Genomic DNA, 17,849 nt, shown 5'->3' with positions numbered 1-17,849 from the left:
TCGCGACGCAGGCTCTGCTGACGATCCGTCGCCCTGCGGCGGCCGCCCACCCGGGCGCGGGGGACCCCCGGCCGCCGCGTCCGCCATGCCGCCGACACAGCGAATCCGGCGAGTTGAGCGGGTGACGCGACCGCCGCCGCCGGTCGGGCGGGGGATGAATGAGGTCCGGCCGGACCCGGCCGACATCCGCCACTCGACCGCCGGAGGCGAGAGATGACCGCACAAGACGACCCAACCGCCCCTACAGCACACCGTGTCCCCGTCCTGATCGTGGGCGGCTCCCTGGTCGGCCTGTCGACCTCGTTGTTCCTGGGCCGGCTCGGCGTGCCGCACACCCTGGTCGAGCGGCACGCCGCCACCTCGATCCACCCCCGGGGCCGCGGCAACAACGTCCGCACGATGGAACTGTTCCGCGTGGCGGGCACCGAGAAGGCCATCCGCGACGCCGCCGCCACCCTCGCCGACAACCACGGCATCCTCCAGACCCCCACCCTGGTGGGCGACGAGGGCGACTGGCTGTTCCGGGAGATCGACCCGGGCGGGGGCCTGGCCCGCTTCAGCCCGAGCTCCTGGTGCCTGTGCAGCCAGAACGACCTGGAACCGGTTCTGCTCGACCAGGCCCGCGAACTCGGCGGCGACCTGCGCTACAACACCGAACTGATGTCCTTCGACGCCGCCGACGACGGTGTCACCGCCGTGGTCAAGAGCCGGGACACCGGCGAGCACACCACCATCCGCGCGGACTACCTGGTCGCGGCCGACGGTCCGCGCAGCCCCGTGCGCGAGCAGCTCGGCATCGGACAGAGCGGCCCGGGAGACCTCTTCCACAACATCAGCATCACCTTCCGCTCCCGCGGCCTCGCCGATGTCGTCGGAGACCGCCGCTTCATCGTCTGCTACCTCACCGGGGAGGACGGCGACGGCGCGCTGCTGCCGGTGGACAACCGCGAGAACTGGGTGTTCCACGCCCCCTGGCACCCCGAACGCGGCGAGACCATGGAGGAGTTCACCGACGAGCGCTGCGTCGAGCACATCCGCCGCGCGGTCGGTGACCTGGACCTGGACGTCGAGATCACCGGCAAGGCGTCCTGGCACGCCGCCCAGCGTGTCGCCCGCAGCTACCGGTCGGGGCGCGTCCTCCTGGCCGGCGACTCGGCCCACGAGATGTCGCCCACCGGGGCCTTCGGCTCCAACACGGGCATCCAGGACGCGCACAACCTCGCCTGGAAACTGGCCGCCGTGCTCGGCGGCTGGGCCGGGGACGGGCTGCTCGACACCTACGACGCCGAGCGCCGCCCGGTGGCGGAGGCGACCAGCGCCCGCGCCGCCGTGCGCTCGGTGGAACACAGCCACCCGGGCTTCGCCCCACCCCCCGCGGCGGGCGGCGGCGGTGGCCCGCAGCGCGGCATCCTCAACGTCGCGCTGGGCTACCGCTACCGCCACGGAGCCGTGCTCGGCGGCGCGCCCGAGGCGCCCGTGGTCCCCGAGGGGCTCGACCTGACGGGTGAACCCGGCAGCAGGGCACCGCACATGTGGCTGCGTCACCGGGGCCGGCGCGTCTCCACGCTCGACCTCTACGAGAAGTCGCTCGTGCTGCTCAGCGACTCCGGCGACCCGAGCGGCTGGCACCGGAGCGCCGTACGCCTCGGCGACGAGCTGACGGTGCCGCTGACGTCGTACCAGATCGGCGTAGGCGGCGAGCTGACCTGCGAGGACGACGTCGACTGGGCGGACCGGCACGGCGTCGCGGCCGGGGGAGCCGTGCTCGTACGGCCCGACGGGTTCGTCGCCTGGCGGTCCACGGGCCCGGTCAGGGACCCCGAATCGACGCTCCGTCAAGTCCTCGGAACGGTCCTCGCCATGGGCTGAGGAACCCGGACGGAGGACGGCCGTCACTCTGCTGATCGTCTCGAGTGGCGGCCGTCGCGATCCGGGCTGACGGTGGATCACGTCGGGGCGGAAATCTTCTCGGCTGATACAGCGTCAGCCGTGTCCGCCCCAGACGGAAAGGAAGTCAGATGCGTTCCGCATGCACGCTGCTGGCCACCGCGGCGGCCTCCGCCGTCCTCGTGCTCGGTGCCCCCGGCGCCTACGCGGCCGACGACGCCGGCTCCTCCTCCTACGGCAAGGAGCAGGGCAAGGAGCACGGCAAGGACTGGAAGAAGGAGCACGGCAAGGAGTGGAGCAAGGAGAAGTGGCACGACTCGCCCCGTGGCGGCGTGCACACGGGCGGCGGTGCCCTCTCCTCGGTGACCCTCCCCACCGACGACGGCCGTGAGAAGCCGGAGTCCTGGACCGAGGAGAAGAAGGCGGAGCACAAGAAGCACTGGGACAAGGGCGACTCGCCCCGCGGTGGCGTGCACACCGGCGGCGGCGCTCTCTCCGCCGTGAACCCCACGGTGGACGACGGCCGTGAGAAGCCGGAGTCCTGGACCGAGGAGAAGAAGGCGGAGCGCCCCTGGGTCAAGGGCGAGGAGAGCTCGGAGAGCTCGTGGGGCGGCGGCCATGAGAAGCCCCGCGGTGGCGTGCACACCGGTGGCGGCGCGCTCGCCGCGCCTACGGTGACCGCGGGCGGGCTGGCCGTCCTGGCGGTCGCCGGAACCGGACTGTACGCGGTCCGCCGTCGCAAGACGGCCGGAAGCATCGCCTGACCATGCCGGATGCGATAGCCGCGGCGGCCGCCACGCGTCAGCCGCGTGGCGGCCCTGCCGCACGTCCCCACAGACCAGTCAGCAGCGCTGCCGTGTCCAGATGAGGTGGTGTCCGATGGCAGCTCGTCCCCCTTTCCGCACCGATGGCGACAAGGACCCGCAGAAGCCGCGATCGTCCCGGGCCACGGCGCTGGTCATGACGGCCGTGGCCTGTGTCATCGTGGCCATGACCGTGTTCGGCGGCGAGGACGAGCCCCCCGCCGACGCCGCGCCACCCGCCCCCGCCTGGGTCACCGCGCCCGCACTCCCCGCGCCGGCCGCCACACCCGCGCCGGCCACCACGCGCCCCGGTCCCGGAGCACGGCCCTCGACGCACGGCCTGGCCCGCTCGGAGCCCCTGCGCCTGCGCATCCCGAAGATCGCGGTGAACGCCCCCTTCACGGACCTGGACATCGACGCCTCGGGACAGCTCGAGCCCCCGCCCGCCGACGACATCAACCTCGTCGGCTGGTACGCCAAGGGCCCCTCGCCCGGGGAGCCCGGCACGTCGGTCATCGCCGGACACGTCGACACGGTGACCTCGCCGGCCGTGTTCGTGCGCCTCGGGGAGCTGAAGAAGGGCGACAGGTTCCAGGTGGACCGGGCCGACGGGCGCCGTGCGACCTTCGTCGTCGACAGCGCGGAGACCTTCTCCAAGAAGGACTTCCCCAGCGAGCGCGTGTACGGCGACACCGCCCAGCCGCAGGTTCGGCTGATCACCTGTGCGGGTGATTACGACCGAAAGGTCCGGGACTACACGGAGAACCTGGTGGTCTTCGCGCATCTCGCCTGAGTGACCGTCGCGGCGGAGGGCCCCCTCCACTGACGGAGTACACACAAGCCACTGACGGAGTACACACAAGTCGCACTCTTCGGAGGGCGGGCACAGGATCAAGGAACGGTGCCGTCGATCTCGCGACGGCGTCGGCCTCTGTCCCCGCGAAGGAGATGTGCCCGGATGACCACAACCTCCGAACGTCGTGCGGAATCACGGACGCCCCAGGTGTCGCAGACGATCTCGCAGTCAGTGTTCGACGGTTCCCCGCTCCGTGTCGTGCTGCTGGTCGACGTGTACGACGGCGCGCAGCAGGAGTTCCTGGAAGCCTACGAGCAGATGTGCAATCAGATCGCCTCGGTTCCCGGACACGTGAGCGACCAGCTGTGCCAGTCCATCGAGAACCCCTCGCAGTGGCTCATCACCAGCGAGTGGGAGAGCGCCCCGCCGTTCCTCACCTGGGTCAACAGCGAGGAGCACGTGCAGATGGTGCGGCCGCTGCACAACTGCGTCCGGGACACCAGGTCGCTGCGCTTCCACATCGTCCGCGAGACCGGCGCCACGGCGCAGTCCGACCCCGCCGGCCGCCGTCTCCAGGCCGCGCCCCGCATCGGTGACGGAACGATCCGCCACGCGCTGACCTTCACCGTAAAGCCGGGCAGCGAGGAGATCGTCGCGAAGATCCTCGCCGACTACTCCTCGCCCGAGCCGCGCGTGGACGACACGACCCGGCTGTGCCGCACCTCGCTGTTCATGCACGGCAACCGGGTGGTGCGCGCCGTCGAGGTACGGGGCGACCTGCTCGCCGCGCTGCGGCACGTGGCCCGCCAGCCCGAGGTCCGGGCCGTCGAGGAGGCCATCAACCCCTACCTGGAGCAGGACCGGGACCTCGAGGACCCGGAGTCCGCGCGGGTCTTCTTCACCAGGGCGGCGCTGCCCGCCGTCCACCATGTGACGAACGGTCAGGACACCCCGGACGCCGAGCGGCACGCGCTGTACTACCCGGCCCGCGAGGGCCGCGGCATGCGGCTGGCCGAACTGCTGGCGGAGCTGGACGCGGCCGCCGCGGACGACCCGGACAGCCCGGTGCTGCGCAGCACGATCTTCCAGCGCGACGACGTGGTGGTCCGGCTGATCGACCTGCGCGGCGGGCTCGACGCCGACCCCGCGCCGGTGTTCGGGCTGCACGACCGCGCCCGGGCGGCGGAGTTGCCGGAGCTCCTCGACGCGGAAGCGCTCGGAGCCGACGCCTCCGCGCTGAGGAAGGGCGCCGCGGCACGCCTGCTCACGCTCGCCCGGATGGACCTCATCACCGACCGCAGCGCGCCCGACGCCTGACCCACCGACGCGTGACCCACCGGCGCCTGACGCACCGACGGCCAGACCGCGGCGACGGGTCGTCGCCGAACCTGATCGGAGAATTGTCGTGACCAAACCCTCTCCCCGGCTCGTCGACCTCAGCGAGATCGAGCCCAACACCCGGCGCGGCGGTGATCTGCGCGCCATGCTCACCCCGACCACGGTGGGCGCCACCAGCGGCTTCATGGGCGTGGCGACCATCCAGCCCGGCGACCGCATCGCGGAGCACTACCACCCGTACTCCGAGGAGTTCATCTACGCGGTGTGCGGGCGGCTGGAGGTGGACCTGGACGGCGAGCCCCACCCGCTGCGGGCCGAACAGGGGCTGATGATCCCCGCGTACGTGCGGCACCGTTTCCGCAACGTCGGGGACGAGGAGGCGCGCATCGTCTTCCACCTGGGCCCGTTGGCGCCGAGCCCGCCGCTCGGTCATGTCGACACCGAGGAGACCGACGTGGCCCGGGTCGACCCGGTGCCCGAACGAAATCGCGTCCGCTCATGAGGAGGCGTGTCGCGGTCACCGGCATAGGTGTCGTCGCCCCCGGTGGCATCGGAGTCCCGGCGTTCTGGCAGTTGCTGGCCGACGGACGCACGGCGACGCGGGGCATCACGTTCTTCGACCCGTCGGGCCTCAGGTCGCGGATCGCCGCCGAGTGCGACTTCGACGCCGCGGCCCACGGGCTGGGGCCGGAGGAGATCGCGCGGTGCGACCGGTACATCCAGTTCGCGCTGGTGGCCGGCGCCGAGGCGGTCGGGGACTCCGGGCTCGACCTCGCCCGGGAGGACCCCTGGCGGGTCGGTGTCAGTCTGGGCACCGCGGTCGGCGGCACCACCCGGCTGGAGCACGACTACGTCAAGGTGAGCCGGCACGGGCAGCGCTGGGACGTCGACCACCGCGAGGCGGGCGCGCATCTGCACCGCGCGTTCACGCCGAGCACGCTGGCCGCCGCGGTCGCCGAGCGCTTCGAGGCACGCGGCCCGGTGCAGACGGTCTCCACCGGCTGCACCTCCGGGCTCGACGCCGTCGGATACGCCTTCCACACCATCGAGGAGGGCCGGGCCGACGTCTGCATAGCCGGCGCGTCGGACTCGCCGATCTCCCCGATCACCATGGCCTGTTTCGACGCCATCAAGGCCACCTCGCCGAACAACGACGACCCCGCGCACGCCTCGCGTCCCTTCGACGCCGACCGCGACGGGTTCGTGATGGGCGAGGGCGGCGCGGTGCTGGTCCTGGAGGAACTGGAGCACGCGCGGGCCCGCGGGGCACGTGTGTACTGCGAGCTCTCCGGCTACGCCACGTTCGGCAACGCTTATCACATGACGGGCCTGACGAAAGAGGGCCTGGAGATGGCCCGTGCCATCGAGCACGCCCTCGACCACGCCCGGCTCGACCCCGAGGCCATCGGCTATGTCAATGCCCATGGGTCGGGCACCCAGCAGAACGACCGGCACGAGACCGCCGCCGTGAAGCGGGCGCTGGGCGAGCACGCCTACGCGACACCGATGAGCTCCATCAAGTCGATGGTGGGCCACTCGCTCGGCGCGATCGGTTCGATCGAACTCGTCGCCTGTGTGCTGGCGCTGGCCCACCAGGCGGTGCCGCCCACGGCGAACTACGAGACGCCGGACCCCGAGTGCGATCTGGACTACGTCCCCAAGGAGGCCCGCGAGCGGAAGCTGGACAGCGTGCTCTCCGTGGGCAGCGGGTTCGGCGGCTTCCAGTCCGCGGTCGTCCTGAACCGTCCGAGGGAGGGCAGACGATGAGTTCAGCACGTCCCCGACGCGCGGCCGTCACCGGCATCGGCGTGGTCGCGCCCAACGGAACCTCCACCGAGACCTTCTGGAAGGCCACCAAGGAAGGCATCAGCGCCCTCGGCCCGGTCACCCGGGAAGGCTGCGAGCAGCTGCCGCTGCGAGTGGCCGGCGAGGTCCGCCAGTTCGATCCGGAAGCGGCGGTCGAGGAGCGCTACCTCGTCCAGACCGACCGCTTCACCCACTACGCGCTGGCCGCCGCCGACCTGGCGCTGGACGACGCCCGGCTCGGCCGCGTCGACACCGACGCGTCGCCGTACTCCGTGGGCGTGGTCACCGCGGCCGGCTCCGGCGGCGGCGAGTTCGGCCAGCGCGAGCTCCAGCAACTGTGGAGCAAGGGCAGCCGGTTCGTCGGGCCGTACCAGTCCATCGCCTGGTTCTACGCGGCCAGCACCGGCCAGATCTCCATCCGGCGCGGGTTCAAGGGCCCGTGCGGGGTCGTCGCCTCCGACGAGGCCGGCGGTCTGGACGCGCTGGCGCACGCGGCGCGGGCCGTCCGGCGCGGCACCGATGTGCTGGTGGCCGGGGCGACCGAGGCGCCGCTCGCACCGTACTCGGTGGTCTGCCAGCTCGGTTACGAGGAGCTGAGCACCGCCGGGGACCCGGACCGGGCCTACCGGCCGTTCACCTCGGCGGCCTGCGGGTTCGTGCCCGCCGAGGGCGGCGCGATGCTCGTCGTGGAAGACGAGGACACGGCCCGCGAGCGGGGGGCTCGGGTCAGGGCCCATATCGCCGGACACGCGGCCACGTTCACCGGCGCCTCCCGCTGGGCCGACTCCCGCGAGGGGCTGGCCCGCGCCATCCAAGGGGCGCTGGACGAGGCCGGGTGTGCCCCCGAGGAGGTCGACGTGGTCTTCGCGGACGCGCTCGGTGTCCCCGAGGCGGATCGTGCCGAGGCACTGGCGATCGCCGACGCGCTCGGCGCGCACGGCAGGCGGGTACCCGTCACGGCACCCAAGACCGGCTTCGGCCGGGGCTGGGGCGCCGCGCCCGTGCTGGACACCGCGGCGGCCGTCCTCGCGATGGAGGACGGCCTGATTCCCCCCACACCCCATGTATTCGACATCTGCCACGACCTGGACCTGGTGACCGGCCGAGCGCGCTCCGCGGAGCTGGGCACGGCACTGGTCCTCAGCCGCGGCCTCATGGGGTCCAACGCGGCGCTGCTGGTGCGGCGCCGGACACACAGCGAAGGAGGAAGCGAATGAGCGAGCACATCACCGTGGAGGAACTCTCCGCGCTCATGAAGAAGTCGGCCGGAGTGCCCGTGCCCCCGGAAGTGATCCGGGACAACCCTGACATCGGCTTCGACGAGCTGGGCATCGACTCGCTGGGTCTGCTCGGCATCGTCGGCGAGTTGGAGAACCGCTACGGGTCGCCGATGCCGCCCGACGCGGAACGCTCCAAGACCCCCAGGGAGTTCCTGGACCTGGTCAACAGCGCGCTTCCGGCGGGGGCGTGACATGACCGGACACACCCAGAACGAGATCACCATCGCCGCGCCCGTCGACCTGGTGTGGGACATGACGAACGACCTGGACGACTGGCCGCAGTTGTTCAGCGAGTACGCCTCCGTCGAGATCCTGTCGCGCGAGGGGAACCGGACCACGTTCCGGCTGACCATGCACCCCGACGACAACGGCACCGTGTGGAGCTGGGTCTCGCAGCGCGAGACGGACCGTGACGCCCTCACCGTGCGCGCCCATCGCGTCGAGACCGGACCGTTCGCCTACATGAACATCCGGTGGGAGTACGAGAAGACGCGGGAAGGCACCCGGATGGTGTGGACGCAGGACTTCGCGATGAAGCCCGACGCGCCCGTCGACGACGAGTGGATGACGGACAACATCAACCGGAACTCGAAGATCCAGATGGCTCTGATCCGGGACCGCATCGAGAAGGCGGCCGCCGACGACCGGCCCGTGCCGTCCCTGGCCGACTGAGCCGGACGGAGGACAGGACAGCATGCACCAGGCCCTGATCGTCGCCCGGATGGCCCCGGGATCGGCCCCGGACATCGCCAAGGTGTTCGCGGAGTCCGACCGCGGGGAACTGCCCCACCTCGTCGGGGTGTCCCGGCGCAGCCTCTTCCAGTTCGGTGACGTGTATCTGCACCTCATCGAGTCCGAACGGGACCCCGGCCCCGCCATCGCCAAGGCGGCCGGCCATCCCGAGTTCCGCAGCGTCAGCGAGGAACTGGCGGCGTACGTCAGCGCGTACGACCCGCAGACCTGGCGTTCCCCCAAGGACGCCATGGCGCAGCGCTTCTATCTGTGGGAGCGCGACCCCGCGGGCTGACCGCGACGCACGAACGGTGGCCGGGCCCGCAGCACCGCGGGCCCGGCCACCGTGCTGTACCCCGGTCAGTCCGGGACGTGGCAGTCGAAGGCGTGCAGATAGGGGTTGACCGGGCTGATGTCGTCGACGACGAGTCCGGCGCCGGTCAGCCGGCTCACCATGCTCTCGGTGGTGTGCTTGGCCCCGCCGACGTTCAGGAGCAGCAGCAGGTCCATGGCCGTGCTGAAGCGCATCGACGGCGAGTCGTCGACGAGGTTCTCGATGACGACGACCCGGGTGCCGGGCCCGCCCGCGGCGATGACGTTGGCCAGCAGCCTGGCCGTGCTGTCGTCGTCCCACTCCAGGATGTTCTTGATGACGTACACGTCGGCCCGTACGGGAACGGCCGCGCGGACGTCACCGGGCACGATCCGGGCCCGGTCGGCGAGGTCGCCGCCCTCGCGCAGGCGGGGGACGGCGTTCTCCACCACACGCGGCAGGTCGAGCAGGGAGCCGTGCATCGTGGGGTACTTGTCCAGCAGGCTCGCCACGACGTGTCCCTGGCCGCCGCCGAGGTCCGCGACCGAACCGGCGCCCGAGAGGTCGAGCAGCGCCGCCACCTCCCGCGCCGACTGCTCGCTGGAGGTGGTCATGGCCCGGTTGAAGATCTCGGCGGACTCGGGGGCGTCCTCGTTGAGGTAGGTGAAGAACTCCTTGCCGTAGAGGTCCTCCACGACGTTGTGGCCGGTGCGCACCGCCTCGTCCAGCTTGGGCCAGGCGTCCCAGGTCCATGGCTCGGTGCACCACAGGGTGATGTTGCGCAGGCTGTGCGGGTCGTCCTCGCGCAGCAGGCGTGACATCTCGGTGTGGGCGATCCGGCCGTCCGGCTGTTCGGCGAAGACGCCGTAGCAGGACAGGGCGCGCACCAGCCGGAGCAGCGGCCTGGGTTCGGTCTTCACCGCTGCGGCGAGGTCCTCCGGCGTCATCGGCTCCTCGCCGAGGGCGTCGGCGACGCCCAGCCGGGCGGACGCGCGCAGCGCGGCGGCGCACGCGGCGCCGAACACGAGCTCCCGCAGCCGCATGGGCGGCGGGGGAGCGGCCTGAGCGGTCGTCATGTGCCGCTCTCCTTCCTCTTGCCTACGGGTGGACGGGTCAGCACAGACCGGCCGGCTTGGACGCCTGGCACGTGTTGCCCTCGAAGGTGTTGCTCGTGGCGGTGTCCGTGTTGACCAGGTCGGCGGGCGAGTTGCCGGACAGCATGTTGCCGCTGATCCGGTTCCGTTCGTTGGCGCTGCCCACGAAGCTCTTGAACAGCACGATGCCGCCGGAAAGGGAGGAGTTGCCGGCGTTGTCGCGGACCACGTTCCGCGTCACCAGCGTGTCCTCGGCGCCGGTGACCACGATGCCGGAGCCCTGGAGGGCCTCCAGCCGGGAGTTCGCCGGGCAGGACTTGTTGTTGCTCACGACGCGGTTGTCGCGGACCGTCAGCGCGCCGGCCTTCGGCTTGTTCTCGTCGCCGACGACGAACACGCCCGCGCAGTTGCCGCTGATGCCGTTGCCGGCGACGGTGAGGTTGCGCAGTCGGCGGACGGTGACACCGATCCGGTTGCCCTCCAGGCGGTTGTGGGCGACGAGGGCGCCCTGGGTGTCCGTGGCACCCAGCTCGGCCTTCACGGCGTTGGCGAGGAACACTCCCGCGTCACCGTTGTTCCGGGCGGTGTTCTCCTTGAAGACGCCGCGGACCGACATCTCCTGCGCGATGCCCCAGACGGCGTTCTCCACGGCGGTCACGTTGCGTACGGTCAGCCGGTCGGTGTGCGTGGAGTAGACGCCGGAGCGGGCGAACCCGGTCACGGTCAGGGAGGCGACCGTGACGTTCTCGACGTTGCGGTCCTTCGTCCCGACCACGCAGATGCCGTTGCCGTCCTGGGCGCAGGTACCGGCGGCCTTCTCGGCCGCCGGGCGGATCACGGTGTGGCGCCCCACGCCCCGCAGGGTCAGGCCGGGGGTGGTCACCTGCACGCTCTCGCGGAAGGTGCCGGCCGTCAGCAGAACGGTGTCGCCGGGGGAGGCGGCGTCCACCGCCTTCTGGATGGACTGGCCCGGGCGGACCACATGGACTCCGTGTGCGGCGGCCGACGGGGTGGCTCCGAGAGCCGACCCGGTGAGCACTGCCGTGCACGCCAGATATGCGATATGACGTTTGTTCATATTTGTCACGTTATGACCGCGACGGGACATGGTCATGCCGGATAGGCCGTCCGGCGGCGTGTCCTACGCCGGACGGCGTCAGCCGCGGCGCTCAGGAAGCCGCCGCGGAAACGCCGTCGCTACGGGACTCCAGGGCACGCAGCACGGCCACCATGTCCTGGCCGCCGTGGCCCTGCGCGACGGTCTCGCCGTACAGGGCGTGACAGACGTCGAGCAACGGTGAGGACACCCCGGCGCCGCGGGCGGCCTCGGCGATCAGGCGGTTGTTCTTGAGGACGTCCGTGGCCGCCGCCTGCACCGCGAAGTCACGGTCCACCAGCTTCGGCGCTTTCGTCCGGGACACCGCGCTGGCCATCGGTCCCGCGTCCAGCACGTCCCGCAGCAGCCGCTGGTCGAGCCCGTGCCGTTCGGCGAAGTGGAACGCCTCGCTGAGCCCGGTCACCAGGGTGATCAGAAAGAGGTTCACCGAGAACTTCATCAGCAGCGCACCCGGGACCGCGCCGCAGCCGAACAGTTCCCGGCACAGGGGTGCGAGCAGCGTGCGTACGGACGCCACCGCCCGCTCGTCGCCCGCCAGCATGCCCACCAGCTCGCCCCGCTCGGCGGGCACGCGGGAGCCGGAGACCGGGGCCTCGGCATACCGTCCGCCGGCCGCGAGCACGTCACGCTCCAGGCCGGACGAGTACTCCGCCGAGGTCGTGCCCATGTGGACGAGGGTGTGCCCGGCCGCGCGGGCGGCGAAGTCCCGCGTGCCGCGCCCCAGCACCGCGTCCATGGCCTCCTCGTCGGCCAGCATCAGGATCACCGTCCCGGCCCGGTCGAAGACCTCGCCGGGGGCCGCCGCGACCTCGGCCCCGGCCGCGCGCAGCGGCTCGCACCTCGTGGAGGTGCGGTTCCAGACGATCAAGGGTGTTCCGGCGCGGGCGAGGTTGAGGGCCATGGGCTGCCCCATGACTCCGAGGCCGATGAATCCGACGTCCATGACGCACCGCCTTCCCGGCTCGCGCGGCGGGCTCGGCGCCGCGCGTCGTCTGGGCTATGACCGCTGTCATAGTAGCTCGCTCTATGACAGCGGTCATAGGCTGGGACGAAGACGTACGGCAGGGACGAGGGAAGCCGATGACGGACGGCAGGCGCGAGCCGGGCAGCGCGGCGGACGGCAGGGACGAGCCGGACGTGGCGGTGGACGGCACGGAGGACCAGGGAGGCCGGGCGGCGACGGTGTCCGGACGGGGGCCGCGCGAGCGGATGGTGTTCAGCGCGGCCCAGCTCATCCGGCGCGACGGAGTCGCCTCCACCGGCATGCGGGAGGTCGCTGCGCATGCCGGCGCGCCGCGCGGTTCCCTGCAGCACTACTTCCCCGACGGCAAGGAACAGCTGGTCAACGAGGCCGTGGCCTGGGCGGGCCGGTACGCGGGGAGCCGCGTCGAGCGCTCTATGGCAGCGCTGGACGAGCCGACTCCCAGCGGACTGTTCGCGCGCATGGTGGGCCAGTGGACCGATGAGTACGAGACCGAGGGCTTCGCGGGCGGCTGCCCCGTCGCCGCCGCCACGGTGGACCGGGCGCGGACCGCCGAGTCCACCCGGGAGGCCGCGGCCGCCGCGTTCGCCGCCTGGACCGCGCCGGTGGCCCGGGCCCTGGCGGGGATGGGTGTGCCCGGGCCGCGCACCGAGGCGCTCGCCACGCTCATGATCAGCGCGCTGGAGGGGGCCGTCCTCGTCGCACGGGCCGAGCGGGACGCGCGCGCCCTGACGACCGTGGCGCGCGAACTCGGACCGCTGCTGGACGCGGCGGCGGGGGAGGGGGCCTGACCAGGGGCACGTCCCCGTCCGCGTCCCGGTCCGCGTCCCTCGGCTCCGGCGTCCGGCCCGCCTCGGTGGAGGTCCGGGTGGTGGGGTGCGAGCGTCGGCGCGCCCGCCGCGGACGAGTCGACCGCGACGGGCGCGGGGTTCCGGACGGAACCCGCGGGGGCTGCGTTCCCAACCCCTCGCCGTCCGTGTAGCCCCGTGGGTCGGACTCACACGGGATGTGAGGGGCGATCCGGAGAGGATCGGGCGCAGGTGCCGCCGGAGGTGCGCTTTCCGCGCGGCAGTGGTCCCGACGAGGGCGGCGCAGCCGGTCTGCCGCCCTGTCCGCCTCAGGCCGCGCCGACCCTGCTCGCCTCGGCGGACGCGGCGATCACCGCCGGGAGCATGCCCCCCGGCCTACCGGTCCGCGGGGCCGAACACCACGCCCGTGAGCGTCTGGTTGACGTGGCCCAGCCAGCTCTCGCCGTAGGTGTGGAACCCGGCCGTGCGGATGCCGTCCAGGGCTGCCGGGAAGGCCGGCGAGAGGTTCCTCGCGTCCATCTCCAGGCGTCTGAAACCGCAGTTGAACAGCACGGCCCCGGCGGCTCCGCCCAGGCCGAGGCGGGCCCGGCGCAGCACGGCGTGGGTGTCGGGCAGGAGCGCGCCGGGGCGCATCACCTCCACCTCCATGCCGGGCAGGATCTGCGCCCAGAAGCGCAGGCCACCGCCGGGGGCGACACCCTGGGGCGTGCGGATCCAAGGATGCCCGTCGATCATCAGCCCGAGCGGGCGCGCCATGAAGGTTTCGACGTCCAGCGACGCGAGGGACACACCCACCGCGTCGGCGTACGCCTCGGCGGCCGGGCGTCCGTCGAACTCGTGGACGAGCCGTGCCTCGGGGTCCGCGCCGGTGACCCGCAGCAGTGTCCCGGCCGGGGTGAAGGAACAGGTCTTGACGATCTCGAACGGTACGGCGCTGCGGCACACCATCAGGGCCACACCCTCGTAGGAGACGTCCGCGCCCACGGCCACCCACGTGGATTCGAGCGCGAAGTCGTCCCCGGCGGAGCCGCCGACGAAGTTCAGCAGGGGTGCCGCGTTCCCGAGCATGTCGTTGACCTGTTCCTCGGCCCCCCGGACCCCGTCGATGAGCACGAAGCCCACATGGCGGGCCGGGTCGAGATGCCGCAACTGGGCGTGGGTCAGCGCCTCGAGGGTGCGCAGCGCGCTCGCCGTGCCCCGGCCCGGGTCCTCGCCGAGGTCACCGAGCACCGCCGCCGCATGGGTGATCACGTCGGCCGGCAGGGCGACCGCCGAGATACCGCCCGTGCCGTTGTGCAGGTCCGTGAACTCGCCCGCCGTGGAGCAGCCGACCACGACCGCGTCCGGGAAGCGGGCGGCGACGGCGGGGGCGAGCACCTCGGGGTCGTAGGCGCTGGAGGCGAAGTACAGCAGCGCGGTGACGGCGCGCCCCGCGGAGCCCCGTTCGAGCTCGTTGCACAGCCCGGTCACCGCGTCCCGCACCGGGCCGGAGGCATGGGCGCGGACCAGGCCGCCGGAGGAGGGACAGTCGTTCATCGGGCCGCCTTGCCGAAGAGTCGTCTCCACAGACGTGCCGGGCCGTCCGTGGCGCCGCTGGAGGGGGAGGTGTGCCGTTCCGCGACGGGACCGGCGGGGGAGGTGACGCGGGGTTCGTACGGGCGGTACGGGTCCGGGGCCAGGGACGGCAGGGAGTAGCCCAGCACCAGCAGGACGTCCAGCGCGTTGCGGACCATCGCGGGGTCGGCGTTCTGGTCCGGGCGCGGATTGCGGAGGTCGGCGCCGGTGCGCAGGGCGACCCTGGTGCAGATCGCGGCGAGGGCGATCTCGTCGCCGGGGAAGTACCGGGCCCGCAGCTCGGCGAGGACGGCCCCGAGGGACTCCGGCCCGGCCGCGCCCGCCCGCTCCGGACCCGGTCCGTCCGGCCACGGCCCGACGCCGATGTGCTCCGGACCCGGCCCGGGGCCGGCCCGCTCCGGACCGCGCCCGCCCGGCCCCCGTCCCGGTGAGCCGTCGACCGCCCCGGCGGACAGGCTGCCGCAGAGCCAGGTGTAGTAGGCGACCCAGTGCGAGCTGAGGGCCGACCCCCAGTCCTCCCGGTGGAGCGCCTGCGCGGCGTCCAGCAGGGCCCGGCCGCACGCCCGGTACCAGATCACCGGGAAGCCCTCACGCCGATGGGAGGCGCCGACCCGGCGCAGTGTCGCCTCCACCACGTCGGGGGAGTCCTGGGTGAGCGCCGCCCACATCACCGAGCGCACCAGACCGTCGCACAGCGGCCGTCCGCCGTGGTTCGACAGGCCGCGTATCTCGGGCAGGACATCGACCAGCGAGATGTGGAACTGCTCGACGAACTCGCGCTCCCTGCGGAAGAGCAACTGGCACGAGAACTGGACCGAGCGCAGGATCTCGGCCGGTGGCCGAGGGGCTGGGGACGGGAAGCGGAAGTCGTCGGCCACACCGGTTTCCAGGGGTTCGGGCGGGCCGGCGGACGCCTGGCGGCAGGCCCAGGGACAAGGGAGGAGAACCATGCACCGCCGGGCGCGTCGGTAACTGTCTCAAGTTGAGGCAGTGCCCGCGAGCACCCGCCCGGAGCATGCGGAACGGTGGTTCCGCGCGGCCCAATGGCCTCTCCAACAGGGGGTGTTGGGCCAGTGGCGCGGCATGAAGAATCACGCTCCTCACCGAGGCCGTGAGCGAGCCCGAGTCCGTCTCGCCACCGCCACGGCGCTTCGGCGCGCCATGGGCACGCCGTTGCCGTACCCGCATCAGCTCACCCCTTCCGACACGGGATCCCATGATCATCACCAAGGCCCTCGCGCCTGCCCAGGCATCGGCACGGAGGTGCGCGGCATGAGCCATGACGCCTTCCGCCCCCGCCCGCCCGTACCGCCGCCGCCCGCGCACCGCCCGCCGACCTACGCCCAGCTCCAGGCCGACCCGCAGACCGGCGTACTGCGGGCCGCGCGCCGTTCCGCCGTCACCGTCCTCGGGGCCGTGCTCGGCCTCTATCTGCTGCACTCGCTGCTCGCCGTCGCCGCCCCCGGACTGCTCGCCGTGCGGCTGCTGGGGGACGTGAACGTGGGCATGGGCCTCGGCCTGCTGCTCGGCGCTCTCTGTCTGACGGCGGTCCAGTGGTACACCCGCCGGGCCCGGACCCGGATCGATCCGGCGGCCGCCCGCGTCCGTGCCTCGTTCGAAGGGGAGGGTGAACGGTGACGCTGTCCGGACGCCTGCCGGGCGGGGAGGAGTCCTTCCCGGTCATCGCGGTCTTCATCGTGTTCGTCGTCCTCGCGATGTTCCTGGCGCTGTGGCTGACGCCCGAACGGGACACGCCCGGTGACTTCTTCGTCGACGAGCGTCGGCTGTCGGCCGTACGCAACGGCTTCGCGATGTTCGGCGACTACGTCTCCGCCGCCACGCTGCTCGGCACGCCGGGCCTGATCGCCCTCACCGGCTACGACGGCGTCGTCTACCTCGTCGGCCCGGTCGTCGGCTGTGTGCTCCTGCTGTTCCTGGTCGCCGAACCGGTGCACAGCACGGGCCGGTTCACGATCGGCGACTGCCTCGCCCAGCGGCTCGGGGCGAGGGCCGTGTACGCGGCGAGCAGTGTGTCCACGCTGGTGATCTGCCTGCTCTATCTGATCGTGCAGATGGTCGGCGCCGGTTCGATCGCGGCGTCGATCCTCGGCATCCCCGGGGAGGTCTCCCAACGGGTCGTCGTGGGAGCGCTCGGCCTGTTGATGATCATGTACGTGCTGATCGGCGGCATGCGCGCGACCACCGCGATGCAGATGATCAAGGCGGCGCTGCTGCTGGGCACCGCGGTGCTGCTGGCGGTATGGGTGCTGGCCCGCTTCGGGTTCGACCCGGGCGCCCTGCTCTCGGCGGCCGCCGGATCGGCCGGCCCTGGCGAGGACCTGCTACAGCCCGGTATGCGCTTCACCGGCATCCAGGGCGGGCTCGACCTGCTCAGTCTCGCGCTCGCCCTGGCGCTGGGCACGGCGGGCCTGCCGCATGTGCTGATGCGTCTCGGCGCGGTCCCGACGGCGGCGAAGGCCCGCAGGTCGGTCCGGCTGCTGACCTGGCTCACCTGCGCCATGTGCCTGGTCGCGGGAGTCCTGGGATTCGGCGCCGCGGCCCTGGTCGGCAGGGACGCCGTCGCGGCCGACAGCAGCACGGGCAACACGGCCCTGCCGCTGCTCGCGGAGCGTCTGGGCGGAGCCCCGCTGGTCTCCCTCGTGTCCTGCGTGGCGTTCGCGACGATCCTCGCGGTGGTGGCCGGGGTGACCCTGGCCGCGGCGACCTCGCTGAGCCACGACCTGTACGTCACCGTGCTCCGGCGCGGCGACTGCCCGGCCCGGCGCGAGGTGCTCGTGGCCCGGGTCGCGGTCGTCGTCATCGGTGTCGCCGCGACCGCGCTGTCGATGTACGTGCAGCACATCAACATCTTTTTCCTGGCCGGTCTGGCCTTCGCCCTCGCGGCCTCGGCGAGCCTGCCCTCGCTGCTCTACGGGCTCTACTGGCGCGGCTTCACCGCCAGGGGTGCCGTCTGGAGCATCTACGGCGGCCTGGCCTCGTCCCTGCTGCTGGTGCTGCTGTCCCCGGACGTCACCGGCTCCCCGACGGCTCTGCTGCCCGGCCTGGACCTCGCGGTGTTCCCGCTGCGCAACCCCGCCCTGGTCGCCGTACCGATCGGCTTCCTGCTCGGCTGGCTCGGGTCGGTACGCGACACCCGGGAGCCCGGCGGGGCGCCGTTCGCGGAGACGGAGGTACGGGTGCTCGCCCGCGCCCGCGGGCGGGACTGAGCCACGGGCGGGGGGGGGGGGGGGGGGGGGGGGGGGGGGGGGGGGGGAGGGATGGGGGGGGGGGGGAACGGGGAGGAGGGAGTGGGCGAG

General features: G+C 72.5%; 18 protein-coding genes. 13 read left to right on the top strand and 5 right to left on the bottom strand.

Annotated elements, in window-relative coordinates; translation table 11 throughout:
* Positions 1-213 precede the first annotated feature (213 nt).
* The 10 genes from ACZ6SQ_RS06950 (at position 214) to ACZ6SQ_RS06905 (ending at position 8,937) form a co-directional block, all read left to right on the top strand.
* Positions 214-1,869 (top strand): FAD-dependent oxidoreductase, encoded by a 1,656-nt coding sequence (locus ACZ6SQ_RS06950; protein ID WP_469557462.1) that lies wholly within the window; start codon positions 214-216, stop codon positions 1,867-1,869.
* Positions 1,870-2,018: 149 nt separating this feature from the next.
* The gene (locus ACZ6SQ_RS06945; RefSeq protein ID WP_469557459.1) at positions 2,019-2,651 is read left to right on the top strand and encodes a hypothetical protein; all 633 of its coding nucleotides are present in this window, start codon (positions 2,019-2,021) and stop codon (positions 2,649-2,651) included.
* A 115-nt stretch (positions 2,652-2,766) separates the two neighbouring features.
* Positions 2,767-3,483 (top strand): class F sortase, encoded by a 717-nt coding sequence (locus ACZ6SQ_RS06940; RefSeq protein ID WP_469557457.1) that lies wholly within the window; start codon positions 2,767-2,769, stop codon positions 3,481-3,483.
* A 165-nt stretch (positions 3,484-3,648) separates the two neighbouring features.
* Positions 3,649-4,803, top strand: a complete 1,155-nt coding sequence (locus ACZ6SQ_RS06935) for a SchA/CurD-like domain-containing protein (RefSeq protein ID WP_469557456.1) — start codon at positions 3,649-3,651, stop codon at positions 4,801-4,803.
* Positions 4,804-4,891: 88 nt separating this feature from the next.
* Positions 4,892-5,326 (top strand): cupin domain-containing protein, encoded by a 435-nt coding sequence (locus tag ACZ6SQ_RS06930; protein ID WP_469557453.1) that lies wholly within the window; start codon positions 4,892-4,894, stop codon positions 5,324-5,326.
* Entirely contained in the window at positions 5,323-6,591 is a 1,269-nt protein-coding gene (locus ACZ6SQ_RS06925; protein WP_469557452.1) for a beta-ketoacyl-[acyl-carrier-protein] synthase family protein, read from the top strand. The genes ACZ6SQ_RS06930 and ACZ6SQ_RS06925 overlap by 4 nt, the downstream gene beginning before the upstream one ends.
* Positions 6,588-7,847, top strand: a complete 1,260-nt coding sequence (locus ACZ6SQ_RS06920) for a ketosynthase chain-length factor (protein ID WP_469557450.1) — start codon at positions 6,588-6,590, stop codon at positions 7,845-7,847. Before ACZ6SQ_RS06925 ends, ACZ6SQ_RS06920 begins: the two co-directional genes overlap by 4 nt.
* Positions 7,844-8,101 carry an acyl carrier protein gene (locus ACZ6SQ_RS06915; protein WP_469557448.1) on the top strand — a complete coding sequence of 86 codons (258 nt, stop codon included), beginning with the start codon at positions 7,844-7,846 and terminating at the stop codon, positions 8,099-8,101. Before ACZ6SQ_RS06920 ends, ACZ6SQ_RS06915 begins: the two co-directional genes overlap by 4 nt.
* Before the next feature lies 1 nt (position 8,102).
* Positions 8,103-8,582 (top strand): SRPBCC family protein, encoded by a 480-nt coding sequence (locus tag ACZ6SQ_RS06910; RefSeq protein WP_469557446.1) that lies wholly within the window; start codon positions 8,103-8,105, stop codon positions 8,580-8,582.
* A 22-nt stretch (positions 8,583-8,604) separates the two neighbouring features.
* Positions 8,605-8,937: a TcmI family type II polyketide cyclase gene (locus tag ACZ6SQ_RS06905; protein WP_386382025.1), complete on the top strand. Its 333-nt coding sequence runs from the start codon at positions 8,605-8,607 to the stop codon at positions 8,935-8,937.
* 65 nt (positions 8,938-9,002) lie between these two features.
* On the opposite strand, the gene ACZ6SQ_RS06900 is transcribed toward ACZ6SQ_RS06905, so the two are convergent.
* The 3 genes from ACZ6SQ_RS06900 to ACZ6SQ_RS06890 all read right to left on the bottom strand — a co-directional run bounded on the left by ACZ6SQ_RS06900 (position 9,003) and on the right by ACZ6SQ_RS06890 (position 12,109).
* On the bottom strand, positions 9,003-10,031 hold the full coding sequence (locus ACZ6SQ_RS06900) for a methyltransferase (RefSeq protein WP_469557444.1): 1,029 nt from the start codon (positions 10,029-10,031) through the stop codon (positions 9,003-9,005).
* 37 nt (positions 10,032-10,068) lie between these two features.
* Positions 10,069-11,127, bottom strand: a complete 1,059-nt coding sequence (locus ACZ6SQ_RS06895) for a right-handed parallel beta-helix repeat-containing protein (RefSeq protein ID WP_469557443.1) — start codon at positions 11,125-11,127, stop codon at positions 10,069-10,071.
* A 91-nt stretch (positions 11,128-11,218) separates the two neighbouring features.
* A complete protein-coding gene (locus ACZ6SQ_RS06890; protein WP_469557442.1) occupies positions 11,219-12,109 on the bottom strand; it encodes an NAD(P)-dependent oxidoreductase in 891 nt (296 codons plus the stop codon).
* A gap of 266 nt (positions 12,110-12,375) precedes the next feature.
* Between ACZ6SQ_RS06890 and ACZ6SQ_RS06885 the strand changes: the two genes are divergently transcribed.
* On the top strand, positions 12,376-12,939 hold the full coding sequence (locus ACZ6SQ_RS06885; RefSeq protein WP_469557839.1) for a TetR/AcrR family transcriptional regulator: 564 nt from the start codon (positions 12,376-12,378) through the stop codon (positions 12,937-12,939).
* Between the two features lie 393 nt (positions 12,940-13,332).
* Here ACZ6SQ_RS06885 and ACZ6SQ_RS06880 read toward each other — a convergent pair whose 3' ends face one another.
* Positions 13,333-14,493, bottom strand: coding sequence for an FIST signal transduction protein (locus ACZ6SQ_RS06880; protein WP_469557440.1), 1,161 nt, complete (start codon positions 14,491-14,493; stop codon positions 13,333-13,335).
* On the bottom strand, positions 14,490-15,410 hold the full coding sequence (locus tag ACZ6SQ_RS06875; RefSeq protein ID WP_469557439.1) for a globin family protein: 921 nt from the start codon (positions 15,408-15,410) through the stop codon (positions 14,490-14,492). The genes ACZ6SQ_RS06880 and ACZ6SQ_RS06875 overlap by 4 nt, the downstream gene beginning before the upstream one ends.
* A gap of 394 nt (positions 15,411-15,804) precedes the next feature.
* Here ACZ6SQ_RS06875 and ACZ6SQ_RS06870 point away from each other — a divergent pair, with 394 nt between their 5' ends.
* The gene (locus tag ACZ6SQ_RS06870; RefSeq protein ID WP_469557437.1) at positions 15,805-16,170 is read left to right on the top strand and encodes a DUF485 domain-containing protein; all 366 of its coding nucleotides are present in this window, start codon (positions 15,805-15,807) and stop codon (positions 16,168-16,170) included.
* A gap of 77 nt (positions 16,171-16,247) precedes the next feature.
* A complete protein-coding gene (locus ACZ6SQ_RS06865; protein ID WP_469557838.1) occupies positions 16,248-17,759 on the top strand; it encodes a sodium/solute symporter in 1,512 nt (503 codons plus the stop codon).
* The last annotated feature ends 90 nt before the right edge of the window (positions 17,760-17,849 follow it).

The sequence above is a fragment of the Streptomyces sp. NPDC048600 genome (assembly GCF_055587025.1).
The sequence above is the reverse complement of the archived record's forward strand: the minus strand, read 5'-3'. Positions and strand labels throughout refer to the sequence as shown.